The sequence below is a fragment of the Luteibacter mycovicinus genome, from assembly GCF_000745235.1.
In the GTDB taxonomy this organism is placed as follows: Bacteria; Pseudomonadota; Gammaproteobacteria; order Xanthomonadales; family Rhodanobacteraceae; genus Luteibacter; species Luteibacter mycovicinus.
Genome location: NZ_JQNL01000001.1, coordinates 4,454,681 through 4,471,281, shown reverse-complemented (window position 1 = coordinate 4,471,281; position 16,601 = coordinate 4,454,681). Strand labels below are relative to the sequence as shown.

Below are 16,601 nucleotides of genomic sequence, written 5' to 3'. Positions count from 1 at the left end.
CATTCGTCCACCCACGTAAGCCATACAGGCAAGACGAAGGCGCGTTGCTAACCTTCTCTGGCCTCGTTCCACGGGGTTTCCGGGCCATCAGGGGAAGGACGCGTATGGACATCGTTAGCCGCAGACAGGCCGGTAGCGCCGTACACGAGGCGTCGGCCGAAGCTCGCCCCTACTCCGACGCGGAGACCGCGCCACCACGCGCGCTGGCTACCGCCCGCATCGGCGTGGTCGGCCTCGGCTACGTCGGTCTCCCCCTGGCAGTCGAATTCGGCAAGCAATACGCAACCCTCGGTTTCGACATACATTCCCGCCGCATCGATGAACTGCGCGCCGGTTGCGACGTCACGCTGGAAGTCGACGCGGGCGAACTGGCGGCCTCGAAGCGCCTGCGCTTCTCGGACGCGCTGGATGAACTGGCCGATTGCGACATCTACATCGTGACCGTCCCGACGCCGATCGACGACGCGCGTCGCCCAGACCTCGCACCACTGCGCCGTGCCAGCGAAACATTGGGCAAAGTTCTCAAGCGCGGCGACATCGTTGTCTACGAGTCCACGGTGTATCCCGGCTGCACGGAGGAGATCTGCGTCCCCATTCTCGCCGCCGTGTCGGGCCTCGTCTTCAACAAGGACTTCTTCGTCGGATACAGCCCGGAACGTATCAACCCGGGTGACAAGACACACCGAGTGACCAGCATTCTCAAAGTCACGTCGGGTTCGACGCCGGAAACCGCGGATACCGTCGACGCGCTATACCGTTCGGTCATCACCGCCGGCACGCACCGCGCGAGTTCGCTCAAAGTCGCCGAAGCCGCCAAGGTCATCGAAAACACCCAGCGCGATCTGAATATCGCCCTGGTCAACGACCTGGCCATCCTGTTCAACAAACTGGGTATCGACACGCTCGAAGTCCTCGAAGCGGCCGGCACCAAGTGGAACTTCCTGCCGTTTCGCCCCGGCCTGGTCGGCGGGCACTGCATCAGCGTCGATCCTTATTACCTGACCCACAAGGCGCAGCAGGTCGGCCACCACCCCGACGTGATCCTGGCAGGTCGCCGCACCAACGACGGCATGGGTCCGTATATCGCCAGCGAGCTGGTCCGTCTGATGGTTCGCAAGGGCATCAACCCCGTGCAGGCGCGTGTGCTGATCCTGGGCCTCGCCTTCAAGGAAAACTGCCCCGACCTGCGCAACACACGCGTGGTCGATATCGTAGGCGCCCTCGATGGCTACGGCGTGCACGTCGACGTACACGACCCCTGGGTGCGGGCCAGCGAAGCACGGCACGAATACGGAATCACCCCGGTCGACGTACCTGAGGCGGGCAGCTACGACGCCGTCCTGGTCGCGGTGGGCCATAAGGAATTCATCGCATGGGGCGCGGAAGGCATCCGCGCGTTCGGCAAGCCGGCCTCCGTCGTTTACGACGTCAAATACGTACTGCCGCGGGAAGCGGTGGACGGGCGCCTGTGACCGCGAGACGGCATCCATGAGAGTCCTCGTCACCGGCACCGCGGGCTTCATCGGCTCCCACCTCGCCCTGCGGCTCCTCGCGCGGGGCAACGAGGTGATAGGGCTGGACAACCTGTCGGACTACTACGACGTGGGGCTGAAGCAGGCACGTCTGCGACGCTTCGCGGACGACCCGGGCTACACCCATATCCACGCCGATCTCGCCGACCGCGAGGCGGTGGAAGAAGTCTTCGCCACCTACCGCCCGCAACGCGTCGTCAACCTTGCGGCACAGGCAGGCGTACGTTACGCCGCCACCAATCCGCACGTGTACATGTCCAGCAATGTCACCGGCTTTCTGCATGTACTGGAGGGCTGCCGCCATCACGACGTGGAACATCTCGTGTTCGCGTCGACCAGTTCGGTCTATGGCGCCGACACGCGGATGCCGTTTTCCGAGCATCAGCCGACCGAGCACCCGCTGACCCTGTATGCCGCGTCGAAGAAAGCCAATGAGCAGATGGCGCACAGCTATGCGCATCTCTATGGCCTGCCCTGCACCGGCCTGCGCTTTTTCACGGTGTACGGCCCCTGGGGCCGACCCGACATGGCGCTGTTCCTGTTCACCAAGGCCATCCTGGCGGGCGAGCCGATCCGGGTGTTCAATCACGGGCACCACAAGCGCAGCTTCACCTACGTGGACGACATCGTCGAGGGGATCCTGCGCACGCTCGATCAGCTGCCCGGCAGGAACGAACAGTGGTCGGGCGATCGCCCCGACCCGGGCAGCAGCGGCGTCGCGCCCTATCGCATCTACAACATCGGCAACGAGAAGCCGGTGGAGCTGCTGCAATACATCCACACGCTGGAAGAGTGTCTCGACCGAAAGGCACGCATGGAGATGTTGCCCTTGCAGGCCGGCGACGTACCCGACACCGAAGCCAATGTCTCGGCGCTGGTGCAGGCCACGGGGTACGCGCCGCGGGTGGATGTCCGCTCCGGCGTCAGACATTTCGTCGACTGGTACCGCGCGTATTACCGGGCCTAGCGCGGCGACGAAGATTTTCCAACGCGACGCGACATTTCTGGGAGATGCGCCGTGCTCATCGATTACCTCGACCCGTCGGCACCTGCCGATCTTCAGGCGGACCTGTGCGTCATTGGCGCGGGACCGGCCGGCATCGCCATCGCGCAGTCCTTCATCGGGTCGTCGATCACCGTCTGCCTCGTCGAGGGCGGCGGCCTGACGGGTGAGGATCGCAGCCAGGACCTCTACAACGGCCGCTCGGCCGGCGACATGCCTTTCGATGCCGGCACCTCGCGCATGCGCGTGTTCGGCGGCAGCTGCACCCTTTGGGGCGGCGGCTGCATACCGCTCGGCGACGACGACATGGCCCCGCGCGACTGGGTGCCCGGGAGTGGGTGGCCGCTGCGCTACGCCGAGCTGACACCCTGGTACGAGAAGGCGCGAGCCTTCTGTCACATCGACGCGTCGTACCGTTTCGGCCAGGGGTCGTTCGAGGGTCCGGTGGCACGCAAGCCGCTCGACCTCGATCCGGACGTGATGACCAACTACATCTTCGCGCGGAGTCCGATCCTGTTCGGGGAAGCCTACCGCGAGCCGCTCGGCCAGGCGGCCAACATCACCGTTCTGCTGCACGCCAACGTGATGGAGCTGCGTTCCAACGACACGGCGAGCCACGTGACCGAAGTGCGCATCGGCTCGCTCGACGGCCGCCGTGGCCGTATCCGCGCGCGGCGTTACGTCCTCGCCGCCGGTGGCATCGAGAATGCGCGCATCCTGCTGCTGTCGGACAGCGTGGCGACCCGCGGCCTGGGCAACGACCGCGATCTGGTCGGACGATATTTCATGGATCATCCCAGCGGCACGCTCGGCAGCATCCGGTCCGACACGCCCGACCGGCTCACGCGGCCCTACGAGCGCACCATCGGCAAGGCACGGGCACCCGTGTCTCCCGAGATCGGCTTGTCGATGGCGGCCCAGAAACGTCACGAGACCCTGAACGGCCGCGTGCATCCCTTCGCGGTGGAAGGCGAGGTACCGCGCGGTATTCGCGCCCTGCGCGATCTTCGCGCCGCCTTACGTGGTCCCGTACGCGACGAAGGCTCGCTGCTCCAGGCCCGGCTCAACGCCGCGCTGCAGAACGGGCCCGGTGGCGCGGTCGCCGTCTCACCGCGGAACCTGGCGCTGAGCACGATGCGCCTCGGCCTGCATATCGGCGACATCGTCCGGGCGGCCGCGCAGAAGGCGAACGACCGCCCCACCGTCCATAGCGACCGCGTCGCCCTGGTCGGCTTCTTCGAGCAGGCGCCCAACCGCGACAGCCGGATCACCCTGGATACGAGCCGCGACGCGCTGGGGTTGCGACGGGTGAGCGTGGACTGGCGACTGACCGATCTGGACCGACACACCTATCGCACGCTCACCGTGCTGACCGGCGACCGGCTGGCCCATGCCTGCGACGGCCGGTTCGAACCGGCCGCGTGGGCGATCGATCCCGCCCTGCCACCGGATGTACATGGCACGGCGCACCACATGGGTACCACACGCATGGCGAACGATCCGGCTCAGGGTGTCGTCGACCCGAACGGCAAGGTCTTCGGCGTCGGCAATCTCCATGTCGCGGGGAGCTCGGTCTTCCCCACCGGCGGCTGGGCGTTTCCGACCTTTACGCTGATCGCGCTGAGTCTGCGCCTTGCCGGTCAGTTGCGGACCTTGCTGCAAGCCTGCGAAACGGGCGGACTCGGATAACCGGATGACCGCACTGGCCCACGCGTCCCGAAGGGACACCTTCTCCGGTCGGGTCGTCGCCCGCCTTGCCGACGCGGGCTTCGATGCGCCGCGCGCCGATCAGGCCCGTGTCCTCGTGTTCGACGCCCTCGCTCTCCGCGACGACGTGTGCGATGCCAACGCCCTGCTCGACCGGACCGAACGGGCACGGGCACTTCGCTTCCACTACCCCCGCGACCGCGACGTCTACGTTCTTGCGCATGCCGTGTGGCGTATCGTGCTCGGCGAGTGCCTGCGCCTGGCGCCATCGGACGTGCCGCTGGCACGCACCGCCGATGGGCAGCCCCGCCTGCCCGGAACCGCATTGTCGACCAGCCTCAGCCATAGCGGCGATGTGGTGGCGCTGGCGGTCTCGCCGGCGGCGACGATCGGCGTCGACATCGAGACGTACCCTCCGCGCGTGGATCTGGACACGCTGATGCCGGTGTTCTGTACCCGAGCGGAAATCGCACAGCTGTCGGTTCTCGACGATGTCGCGAGGCGCTGGGCACAGATGGAACTATGGACGCGGAAAGAAGCGCTGCTGAAAGCCTTCGGTGTCGGACTGCTGACCGATCCCGCCACGACACCGGCGCCCGCGACGCATCTTCTGCTCCCGCCCCCGGAGGCGGCGCACTACCCGCCATGCATCACGCGCAACCTCGAGGGCTGCGATCGCTGGATCGCGGCCTTCGCCGCTCCGCCGGCGATCCGGGACATTCGTCTGCACACGCTGTAACGATGACGTTACACACGGCCATACGGCCTAGCCGCGTCACGACCGGAAGTGCAATCGACACTCCCGGCGCACATGCCTAGCCTTCCGTCATCGGCACGTCGACACGCGGCGTGCAAGGGGAACACGATGATTCGTTTGCTTCGACAGCCGATCGTACGCTGGCTCACCCTGATGGGTGGATGCGAGCTGCTCCTGCTTGCCGCGTCGCTCAACGTCGCCACGTACATTCGCTTCGCACCGTCGCCGGACGACCTCGAAGCATCGATGCAGATGCTTACCGCACGCGCGGTGATGTTCGCGCTGGTCATCTTCCTCGGCATGGCGGCACTCGGCGAATACCGGTCAACGTTGCGCATGAGCTGGCGAGGTCAGCTGGCGAGACATGCCATCGCCTTCGCACTGGGCGGGCTCGTTCTGGTGGTCGGCTATTACGTGGTACCGCAGGCGTACGTGGGACGCGGCGTGCTCGGCATGGCGCTGGCGATCGGCTTTATCGCCACGGCCGCTTTCCGTGCGCTTTTCATGCGTCTGGTCGAGCTGGAAGCCCTGAAACGGCGCGTGATCGTGCTGGGCGCCGGACAACGCGCGGCGCAGATCCATAATCGCATGCGCCGCCGCTCGGACCGTCGAGGCTTCTGCCTGCTCGGATATGTGCAAGGACCCAACGAGAACATACTGGTGCCCGCCGAACTGCTGCTCGACACGCGTGAGTCACTGGCAGGCTATGCGCGCCGTGTGAAGCTCGACGAAATCGTCGTCGGCGTGGACGACCGGCGTGGGAGCCTGCCCATGGACGACCTGCTGGCCTGCCGCCAGCTCGGCGTGCAGATCACCGACCTCACCACTTTCGTCGAGCGCGAAGCCGGTCGCGTGCAGCTGACCATGCTCGATCCGTCATGGCTGGTGTTTTCAGGCGGCTTCAACGCGTCGCCTTTCGCGCTCTTCGTGAAACGCGCCTTCGACATCGGTGCATCGCTGACGATCGCCCTGCTCTGCTGGCCGGTCATGCTGGCGGTGGTCGCCGCCATCCGCATCGAATCCGGTCGCGGACAGCCCATTCTGTACCGCCAGGAGCGCGTCGGCGAACACGGGCGCTCGTTCTGGCTGTACAAGTTCCGCAGCATGCGCACCGATGCCGAGATGGACGGCGTGGCACGCTGGGCGAAGAGCAACGACGATCGCGTGACGCGCGTGGGCCGCATCTGCCGCAAGCTTCGTTTCGACGAGCTGCCGCAGCTGTGGAACGTGATCCGTGGTGACATGAGCATCGTGGGCCCGCGACCCGAGCGCCCGCAGTTCGTGTCGGACCTGGAAACCAAGATTCGTTATTACAGCTTGCGGCACAGTATCAAACCGGGCCTGGCGGGCTGGGCGCAGCTCAGCTATCCGTACGGGGCTTCCGAAGAAGACGCTGCCGAGAAGCTGAAATACGACCTGTTCTACGTGAAGAACCACAACCTCTTCCTCGACATGGTGATCCTGATCGAGACGGTGGAGGTGGTGCTGTTCGGCCGTGGTGCGCGTTAGTGACGCGGGCGCGGGCTCTCGCTGTGCAGACCGCGAAGTGGCGAGCTGTACCAGTCACTGACCGTGTGGTTGTCGAAGCGGACCCAGGAGGGTCCGTATTCCCAGCGACCGTCCGCGCGTTGCGTGGGTTCGCCCTCGAGTGCGATGACCTCGTCTTCGCTCATGCCCAGCGACAACGGTCCGCTGACCGCGAAGGCGGAGTTCGCCGCCGGTACGCCAGTCGTTCGAACGATGGCCGCTTCCGTGCTGTCTTCTGCGTCGGGTTCGCTGGCAGCGGGCATCAGCGACCAGGCGAGCACCGCGACGCCAATCGCGCCGATCGCGAGCCACCACCAGGCGCCCAGTGGTCGCCGTGGCAACGACTCCGTATCGGCGATCACCGTGGCGGCCGGCGTACCGTCCTCGATTACGGCAGCGGGTTTCGGTGTCGCGACGGCTACGCCTGGCAGCGGTGCGCCGCCCGGCAGACGGCCATGTCGCCGGTGGAATTCCATCGCCGCGCCATACTGCCTGGTAAGCCGTTGCAGGCGACGTGCCGCCAGCGCGTCGACATGCCCGTCGGCACGGCGGTCCGGATGCCACTGTGCGACATGGCGCCGGTAGGCTTGCTTGAACTCGGCCAGCGAGCATCCAGGCTTCAGCCGGAGCCGTGTGTAGAGATCCAGAAAATCGGTTTCGTCCGCCACCGTCGAGCTCCCCTTGCTCCGCAGCCAAGAGCGTGGCGCAGCACCCACGGCGTGACAAGTACAACTTATGGAGAATACGCATGCGCCTGCCCCATCGCGTCGCCTTCCCCGCGACGCTGCTGCTCGTCCTGAGCAGCGGCGCCGTCACCGCCGCCGACACGCCTCCGCCCGCCTTAGGCGCGCACGTTTTCCTCGGCCAGGGCGAAGGTCTCGGGGTTACCCCCGCGACCACGGCGCCGGTCGACACGCAGGTCAGTGGCAGCGTGTTCATCGCTTTCAACGCGGGGTATGCCAGCAACGTTGCCACGCCTCGCGATACCTACGGGAACCGTTGGAAGCCCCTGGGCGGGGCGCAGACGTACGCGAACTACGGTGACCGGTTCACGGTGCAGGGCTATGTCGTCACCGACGGCAAAGGCGGCGCGGCGCATTCGGTATCGATCGACAAACGCGGCGAACCCCGCGGTGAACTCTCCCTGCCCTTCGTCGAAGTACGTCACGGCACACGCGTGGCTGCCGTCGCACGTTCCTACGCCAATGGCGCCTTGCAGGTAGCCAGCGACACCGTGACGGTGAACGGACCCGCCACCTTGCTGGCGTTCTGGTGGGGCGACGGTGGCGTCAAGCACATGACCGTGAGTCCGGGCGACGGCTTCCGGCTGATCGATGCCTTCGTCACGTTGCCCGACGAGAGCGGTGTGCAGGGAGCGGTGGCATGGCGACAGGTGGAGACCGCGGGCACCTACCGCGTGCACTGGACCGTGGCACCGGTTCAGGGCGCGGCGTTGTGGCTGATCGCCATCCAGTGACGGCATTTCACTGTCCGGATCCGGACAGTGAAAAACGGCAAGTCGAATGTAAGCTTTCGACCCTGCTCGCGACCCGGGTCACGCCTGTCCGCAAAGGCGGCAAGAAGCGCTCCGGGGTGTCCGGAACCGGACGTTCACCCCTACAACCAAAGACCTATTTTTATATGTGAAACAACACGATAGCCTAATTCCTCGATACCACTGAACCGCGACGAGCCAGATGACAGGGACCGTGCAGGGAGCACGTCCACGCAAGCGACATGCATGTCGCCCCGGTGCACGGATGCACAGCGCGGAGTGTCACGAGGAATGCGAGGAATGTTGCAAGACTCGCCAGCGGTTTAGCGGTATCGAACTGGGGAACTGCACGACCTCCACGGCATGTCGTCAACGCGACATGCCGTGGTCTTTTGTGGCCGCGCGTCAGAACGACACGCGGACACCGACGTTGCCGGCCCAGCCGCGCATGCCGTAGCTGCCGACGAAGTGCTGGTAGGTGCCTTCGCCATACACTTGCACATGTTCACCGAGCTGGCTGACCGCACCCGCGGCAACACGATACGCATTACCCACACGACCCGAGCCGAAGCGGTCGCCGGTATGGAAGGCTTCGCTGGAGACGTCCACGCCCGGATCGCCATTGCTCGTATGTGTCAGGTCCAGGCTGGCATAGGGCATGAATCGCGGCTGCGCCGTCCGGGTAACACGACCGCCAAGCGTGGCGCTGGTCTGCTTCGCCGTGCCCAGCCGGATCTCGAGTCCATCGGTGTCGCTGAAGTCCCGGAAGTTCAGCTGTTGGTGCTTCAGCTGGAACCGCGGCTCCACCGTCCAGTCGCCACCGATCGCGATCGGCAGACCCGCCTCGATCGACGTGGTCCAGCCATGCGCGCGGAGATTGCCGACATCGGAGCCGCGCAGATCCGTACCTACATCGCCGCGGTACCGCGTGGCGCCGATGACGCCGTCTACCCAGAAGCCGTTGCCGTGCTGCCAGGTGATCCAGCCGGATACACCATGGGCATGGTATTTCGCACTGCTGTTGCCATCGATCGCGTTGGGCGTAACGCGCGTGGTCCCCTTGTCGGCGGCCCAGCCCGCACGCAACAAACCGTTGTCGCCATCCAGCGCGATCAGGCTGCCCCCGAGCTGCAGCGCATTGATCTGCTGATCGAAGTCGTAGCCGTAACGCTGAAACGACAGGTTGGAGCTGTAGCGTAGCTGGCCACCGAGGTAGCGCGCGAATACCTCGCCGCCGACCGGGTTGTCCGATGCGCCCTGGCGGATGTCACCTAGCCGCTGGTGCAGACCGTCGTTCATCATGTCGCCATAGGTGAGCAGCGCGGCCGGGGCGGAGAGATAGGAAGGCAGCTGCGGAGCCACGGCGAATCGCTCACGTGGGGTTTCGGGGATACCGGGGTCGCCGCCGTCACCCGGAACACCGGGATCCTCGGGATTGCCCGGGTCGCCACCATCACCAGGGCCCGGACCACCCGGATCCACCGGTGTACAGCCTCCTTCGCACACCACCTGGTTGGCGAGACGGTAGTCCCAGTTCAATGGTGCACCACCCAGCTGGTTCTGCGCCGGATCGGCCTGCCCTGGGCCGAACGCGTGCAGGGTGTACTGGAATGGACCGACGGCGACATAGCCACCGCGAAGCCTGAACGCATCGGCCCGCGAAGCGCCGCCCACCTGCACCAGTGAAATGCCCTCGTCAGCTTCGATCACCCCGTTGCCGTTGGTGTCGGTAGCGGCACCGGCGCCGCCCGGCGTCACAACGATATCGGTCACACCCGTCGTGGTCACGTTACCCAGGATCAACAGCCGGTCCGTCTGCTGATGGGACGAAGCCCCGCCCTCATTCAGGAGGACGTTGAGCCCGATGGCGCCGCCGCTCCCCGAGAAGTCGCCACGCACGGTCGTGCTTCGATAGGCCGCGCCGCTGACCGGCGTAAAGGATGCGCTGCCGCCGTTCAGGGCGAGCGAAGCGATCGTCGAGTTTCCCGTCGAGGCCCATGCGGTGCCCGCTGCCAGCGTCATCGTCGCGTCGCCCGTCACGCTACCGGTAAGCGTCGCCGCATTGGTCAGCGAAACGTCCGCGGAGGCACTGCCCGCCAGCTGGAAGTCACCGGCGATTCGACTATTGTCCAGCTGGATGGTCGCGTGCGTCCCGTCGTTCATGCCCAGCGCCACGCCGTTGGCACCTTCGAGCGATGCGCCGTTACGCAGAATGATCGTCGGATCGACTGGTGTCTCATCCTGAGTGAACACCTGGATGGCACTGCCGCCCAGCCCACGTACCGTGGAGCCGTCCACGATGAGGGTGCTGCCGACGTAGGGCGCGTAGACAGCGCGCGTTGTCGTCACCTGCAAGCCCTGACCTTGCCCCTGCACCAGACTGCCGTCAGTCAGTGTCAGGCTGCCGTTGTACATCGCGATACCGGCGGAACCGGCACCCTGACCGATGAACCGGGTGGCCGAAGCGTCAATGACGCCGTTACCCGCGATACTGGCGGCGTAGTCATTTCCGTTGATGACGCTGCGTGCGACGGACACGCGTGCCGCCATGCCCTTGCCTTCGGGCAGGTTGCTTTCCGACAGCAGGAGGCCTCGCTGGAAGCGACCCGTCGTTCCCGGGGAAATCGTGGAATCGGTGATCGTCAGGTTCGATCCGTTGTATCCATCCACGCCGACGCCCGACGCGGACGTGATCGTCGAGCGGTCGATGACGAGCGTACCGAACGTCGTATGCACGGCGCCGGCGGTCGACCCATTCAGCACACGCAACGTACCGGACGCCCGCACATTGAAGACCTCCGGCGAGGCGTTCTCGTTATCGAGCACGACGGTCTGGCCCGCGCCGACGTCGCGCGCGATCACATAGGAAGACGTCGAAAGTGCCGCGACGATCGCGGCCGAAAGCGTCGCGCGGCGCGCAACTCGGGACAAAGTGCAATGCATGGCGTTTTCCTGCTTCGGAACCAAGACAAGGAGTCGCCGGACATGAGGACCTGGCGACGGACGCGGCGGACACTGGTCGACGCCACGAGAGAGGGCATTACAGCCACTCGCGGCCGACCTCGCTATTGGGCGTGGTCCTAAAAGTGGATGCGGTGTGGTGCGGCCCTCCCAGCCTTTCCGATCTCGTTGCGATGACCGGGCGCGGTTCCGGCGCGTGATCCGGCAAGAGTCGCATCCTTATCGCTGTACACGTCCATGTGACGTGAAGCGCGTCGATCCTCCCAATTTAAGCTCGAACATGCCGATTTCCGGCACACCGCGCCTACGACGTCCGGACTATCGAAGCAGCACTATACGGGCGAGTAGCATCGAAGCCGCGCCATTCACAGGAGTGATACAACATGCAAGGAAAGCCCACCGCAAACCCTCCGCGTCGCGCACAGCTTATGCTCGACACTACCGCCCAGCCTTCCATCGGCAATCATGCCGTGGCTGGTATCGCCGCCGCTTCGCCCCAGGACGAAAACATCGGCCTGCCCACTCTGGTGCCCGACGCGTTACCGAACGATAAGATTCCGCGCACAAAGATGCTGTCTCCTCTTCTGGTTACCTGCGAGACCTGGACCAACTCGAAGCCAAACGACCTTTACAGTCTGATGTACGGCGAGACGGAGCTTGATTCGTTCGAACTTCCTTCGAGTCCACCGTACCCCCCGACGATCGAGTTGCATGTGCCGGTGGCTTTTATGGCTGCGATCGCTGAGGGAACCGTACAAACGGTTCCCCTTCGCATGCAGATCGAAACCCTGCTCGGTATCAAGTACTACTACAAGTTCGTTTCGCCCATCTTCGACAAGCAGCCACCGGGCGGCGATCTGCCGCCGGCGATCGATTTCGACGAGGACATCGACAATAACGGCCTGACCCTCGCCAAGTTGCTCGGTCAGCTCGGTGGTGTGCTCGAAGGTACGATCCCCAGCTACGAATTCCAGGAGAAAGGCGACACCATCAACCTCTTCATGAAGCTTCGTAGTGACGGCATTCAGATTGACGCCGGAACCGTCGTCACCACGAGTAAAAGCGGTGGCACGAAGGTCACCTACGACCGCACGGTACTCGAGAAGGTCGATGGGGCCGGTATTGTCGATTTTTACTATGCCGCGACGGACGACGTCGGCAATCAACACGGGCCGGCTCCGGGAACCCCGGTCAACATGCTGATCAGGGACGCTCCTGAGACCATTCCGGCACCGCTGATCCCCCGCTTCGACCCCGAAGAAGACAAGCTGATCACCGATCTTGACGCTCGACCCGCCATGGTGATTCAGATTCCCAGGTACACGCCAACGCCTAAGGAAGGCGATTACTTCATCGTCAGTGTCGGCGACCAAAGCGTCGTCACCAGCCCGCTGAAGGCTTCAGACATCGACAACGATCCGCTACTCGAGCTGGGTTTCCCTTACACGCTGCTGTTTCCGTCCACCAACGACGGCAGCCCGCCCGCACCGATTTTCACGGCCGATGTCCGTTATCAGGTCATGCGAAGCGGTCTGTCGAGTCCGTCCGAGATCAAACCGGTTGACTTCGATCTTTCATTGCCCGGCAATCCCGACCCCAATCCTGACCCGCTGCCGAACCCGGATCCAGGTCTGCCTGCCAATCCGAACGAGAATCTGCAACGGCCTACCCTCCGGGGTGAGAGCGGCGCGGACAACGATCTTCCGGCGGACGATGCCGAGAAGGACGCTACCGGCATCGTGCCCTGGTTCGACCTTTCCGCTACGCCGGTTGCAGCGTTCAAGGAAGACGATGTCATTCAGCTCTACATCGATGCCGAAGACGGCGGCGCCGTGGGTGCCGCATACAAGGTTACCGGCGACGACGTCACCAAGGCTGCCGATCTCAAGATCACGGTTCAGAGTGCCGACCTCCAGAGCCATTCCGGCGCGCACCAGTTTTATTACGGTGCGACCCGCAAACTGGAGAGCGGCGAGGATATCCCGGCGTTCTCCCCGTCGCGGGCCATCACCATCAAGACCGCCGGCGAACTGCCCGGAGGAGGCACGCTCTATGCCGCCACCTTCGTGAATGCAGCGGGCAGGCGGGCCTATGGCATCAACATCGACGACGCCCGAAACGGGACACTCGTACGCATTCGCCTGGACCAGACCAATGTCGGCGAAGGCGATACCATCACGTGGAAATTCGTGGGAACGCCGGACTTCGAACCGCCGGGACAGCCGACAAGCGCCAGCGGATCGCACATCATTACAAAGAACGATCTCGTCGAAAGGGACGACAGTTCGCTTCCCAAGCCACCGGCAAAACCGATCACGGAGAAGCGTGCTTTCGTCGACATCCTGCTCGTCCCGGGCGTTCTTCTGCCCGTCAATTTCGGTCACGGTTATTTCGACTATACGATCGAAAACCAGGCCGGCACGGTAGAGGCCGTTCAGGACAACGTGCTGATGGATGTACGCACGGGAAACTGATGCGTTACGAGCGACGGTGGATCAAGGAGGTTCCATGCAAACCGAACACGAACGCCCGGATTCACCGCCGCTCGCCGACGGTGGCGCCGCCACAGACACAATCGTGCCAGATGCGGCGCTCCCGCCCCCGCTCATTCACGAGGTCGACGCCAACGGCGGTCTCGGGTACGACCTTGTGGGCCCTAACGCCGCGGGAAGCATTGGCGTGATCGTCGGCCCGTGGGATGGCTTCGCCGATGGAGACATCGCCCGTATCCGCTGGGGCGGCACGACGGGACCGGTCGTCGGGAGCCGACTCATTAACGCCGAGGACAACGGCAAGGCCATTCCGGTCACCGTTCGTGCTTCGGCCATCCATGCCATCGGCGCAGGCATCTACGATGTAGTGCACGAAAATGTGGGCGCATCGGGCACGGTGGTTTACTCGCCTTCCCTTTCGGTCGAAGTCAAACTGAGCGTCCCGGGCGGCCTCGACCCCGACCCGAGCACCGAAACCATCAATGAGGGACTGAAACCGCCGGAAGTCCTCCCCTGGCCGCTCGGGGCGGACCTGAGCAACGTGCGCGTCGTCGTGGCCAGGTACCTCAACATCGAAGCAGGCGACAGGGTCACGGCTTCGTGGCATGGCTTCTGGCATGAGATCACGGTGTCGTCAGCGGACGCGACGGCGCCGTCGGTCGAAATAGATATACCCGAGGACGAGATCAGGCAGGTCGGCGAGGGTCCGGCGACCGTCACGTACCGCATCCTAGACCGCGTGACCAACAGTTCGAAGTGGGCGCCGCATAAGCAGGTGCAGGTGCCCCTGCCCGATCCGGGTGCGCTGCCCGCGCCTCGCGTGGAGGAAGCCGACATCGATCAGACGGTTATCGACCTGGGCAAGCTGGGTACCGGTGACGTTACCGTCCAGCCTGTCAACAACGGCGGCCTGAAGGGCGCGAGCATCACCGTGACATGGACGGGCGTGGCGGAAGACGGGACCACGCCCCGCCCTTATTCACCGCCGCCCCAGTTGCTCACCTACGACTACCAGGTACCTGAATTCATCATCCCGAATGCCGAAGTCGCAGCGCTAGGCGGCACGGCCGGCGGCGGCAAGGCCAGTGTCGCGTACAAGCGGACCAATCCCGGGGACACGCCGGTTCAGTCGAAACGCAGGGATCTGCGTGTCATCGGCAGCGAGCTACCCGCTCCTAAGGTGGATGAGGCGATCAACTACACGATTCCCGCCGAACTTGGCGTCGCCCACCTGGTCATTCCGCCGCAGACAAGGGGCGACCGGGTCACCGCCAATATCGCCGCGCCTGTGCCGTTCACAGATTCCAAAGCCATGAGCGATCCGTCGAAACCCCCTGAATTCACGCTGACGGGAACGGCGTTCATCGCGCCGAACGCCGGCTCGCCTGCCACGGCGACCTATACGGTAACCGGGCCCAACTACTCCGCGACGTCGCTTCCCTATCCATTCGGCATCCTGCCCCCTGCGGTGCCGAACCTTCCCCTTCCCGGCATCGTCGAAGCGGTCGCTAATCAGATCGATCCGCCCGCGGCGCCCAACGGAATCACCGCCTCCATTCCGGCGTCCTCCGATATCCGCGCGAGCGACGATGTGATCATGACTGTGGCGGGTCCAGGTGGGCAGGAGACCGCCGCCGCGCAAACCGGCAACCCGTCAGGCATGAAGATCGACATCGGGCCGGCGGTCGTGGCGAAGAACCTGGCCCATGCGATCACTGTGCAATACAGCGTCACGCCCAAGGCCGGCGGCGCAGCGAAGTCCTCGCCGATCGCAAACTTCAACGTGATCGACTTCCAGCCGAACGACCCGCGCGTCGGCAAGCCGGTCATCCGGCAAGCGCTAGGTACCAGCGTCCTCGATCTCAACCAGTTCGTCGGCGACGCGACGATCGACGTACCTAAATGGCCATTGATGGCCACTGGGCAGCTGTACTGGCTTACGGCGTCGACGGCAAACAGTTCGCAAGTCATTGCCACGGCCAAACCGGTCACCGGCGGGAGCGCGTTCTCGGAGCCGCTGCCGCGCCTGTGGCTGAACACCCTCTCCGACCAGACACCGCTCGTCCTCACACTGGAAGTCGCCTTCGATGGCGGCGCGCAGGCGACGGCACGAAAATTCACCTCGCTCGCCTACACGGTTCGTGCCACGGTCGCGCCACCGGCCTTCCCGGCGCCGATCATTCCGCAGGCCATCGCGTCGCGGCTCGACGGCAACAGAACGTCCGCAGACCTGGAGGTCCCGCCCACCGCGCCCTTGCTGAGCGGTGACAGCGTCGCAGCGTCATTCGGTACCCACGCCTTGCCGACAAAGACGGCCTCGCCGGCCCTGGATCCGTTTAAGATCACCGCCGCCATGATCGCGGCGGAGCGCGGCAGGACCGTGGTGAGCACGTACACCGTCACGCGCGGCGGTACCACTTTACCTGTCTCCGCGCCGCTCAGCGTGTTCGTCACGCCAGGAGGCGATCAGTGGGATGCGACGTTCGATTTCGACGGCGAGCAAACGCGAAGCGTATCGTCCGAGACGAAAGACCAACTCAAGTTCGACAAAGTGTTCCACGTCATGTTCGACAGGAACCACCATGTCGAGAAAGAGCAGTTCATCGGCGTCAAGCCCTACTCTGGCGCTGGCCTCGACGACTACTACAAGGGCGACATCCTCTGGATCGGACACCCGACAAACAACGAGCTTATCTTAAAAACCGTCCTCTTCAACTTGTTCGAGGAATGGACGGAAGTGCGCTTCGCGGTCAGTTCGATGGACGATCCGGTGTACATCTCGTTTCAGGATGCATCGAGCAGCATCATCGGCGGAAAAAAGACGCTCAACGCGGGAAGCGGCAACGGCCAGTACGCCGAAGTGAGAAATGACGTCGTTGCCGGGAAGAAGGTCAAGTGGATAGAAATTGTCTGCAAGGACTCGATCCACGTGGACTTCTTCAAGTTCAAAAGGTGATCGACAAGACCAGGACAACCCGCCCATACGGAGGGTTGTCTTCATTGGCTTATCGGCCAAATGCCTCACCCGGCTAGCACGCTGGTTGTATAGGCCCCGCGCTTTCCAAAGCCTATAAATGATCTCGCGAATGCAGGTGCCTCTGGCCCTGCGGTAGTTCACGGGGGATCG

At 64.3% G+C, this 16,601-nt stretch carries 10 protein-coding genes; 8 read left to right on the top strand and 2 right to left on the bottom strand.

The annotated features are described in order from the left end of the window. The first annotated feature begins 203 nt into the window (after positions 1–203). The 5 genes from tviB to FA85_RS19980 all read left to right on the top strand — a co-directional run bounded on the left by tviB (position 204) and on the right by FA85_RS19980 (position 6,508). The gene (gene tviB / locus FA85_RS20000) at positions 204–1,472 is read left to right on the top strand and encodes a Vi polysaccharide biosynthesis UDP-N-acetylglucosamine C-6 dehydrogenase TviB (RefSeq protein WP_036117702.1); all 1,269 of its coding nucleotides are present in this window, start codon (positions 204–206) and stop codon (positions 1,470–1,472) included. Between the two features lie 16 nt (positions 1,473–1,488). Further along, a complete protein-coding gene (locus FA85_RS19995; RefSeq protein ID WP_036113488.1) occupies positions 1,489–2,499 on the top strand; it encodes an NAD-dependent epimerase in 1,011 nt (336 codons plus the stop codon). 51 nt (positions 2,500–2,550) lie between these two features. Next, entirely contained in the window at positions 2,551–4,224 is a 1,674-nt protein-coding gene (locus FA85_RS19990; RefSeq protein WP_036113492.1) for a GMC oxidoreductase, read from the top strand. Positions 4,225–4,228: 4 nt separating this feature from the next. Continuing rightward, entirely contained in the window at positions 4,229–4,981 is a 753-nt protein-coding gene (locus tag FA85_RS21235; protein WP_051943703.1) for a 4'-phosphopantetheinyl transferase family protein, read from the top strand. 126 nt (positions 4,982–5,107) lie between these two features. After that, positions 5,108–6,508, top strand: a complete 1,401-nt coding sequence (locus tag FA85_RS19980; protein ID WP_036113496.1) for a TIGR03013 family XrtA/PEP-CTERM system glycosyltransferase — start codon at positions 5,108–5,110, stop codon at positions 6,506–6,508. Here the strand turns inward: FA85_RS19980 and FA85_RS19975 are convergent. Next, on the bottom strand, positions 6,505–7,194 hold the full coding sequence (locus FA85_RS19975; protein ID WP_036113497.1) for a J domain-containing protein: 690 nt from the start codon (positions 7,192–7,194) through the stop codon (positions 6,505–6,507). The two genes, FA85_RS19980 and FA85_RS19975, sit on opposite strands and share 4 nt — an antisense overlap. Positions 7,195–7,274: 80 nt before the next feature. On the opposite strand from FA85_RS19975, the gene FA85_RS19970 reads away from it, so the two are divergent. Next, positions 7,275–8,003, top strand: a complete 729-nt coding sequence (locus FA85_RS19970) for a hypothetical protein (protein WP_036113500.1) — start codon at positions 7,275–7,277, stop codon at positions 8,001–8,003. A gap of 423 nt (positions 8,004–8,426) precedes the next feature. On the opposite strand, the gene FA85_RS19965 is transcribed toward FA85_RS19970, so the two are convergent. Continuing rightward, positions 8,427–10,964, bottom strand: a complete 2,538-nt coding sequence (locus FA85_RS19965) for an autotransporter family protein (protein ID WP_036113503.1) — start codon at positions 10,962–10,964, stop codon at positions 8,427–8,429. A gap of 401 nt (positions 10,965–11,365) precedes the next feature. Here FA85_RS19965 and FA85_RS19960 point away from each other — a divergent pair, with 401 nt between their 5' ends. Next, on the top strand, positions 11,366–13,456 hold the full coding sequence (locus tag FA85_RS19960; protein ID WP_036113510.1) for a hypothetical protein: 2,091 nt from the start codon (positions 11,366–11,368) through the stop codon (positions 13,454–13,456). Between the two features lie 34 nt (positions 13,457–13,490). Continuing rightward, on the top strand, positions 13,491–16,430 hold the full coding sequence (locus tag FA85_RS19955; protein ID WP_036113514.1) for a hypothetical protein: 2,940 nt from the start codon (positions 13,491–13,493) through the stop codon (positions 16,428–16,430). Positions 16,431–16,601 lie beyond the last annotated feature (171 nt).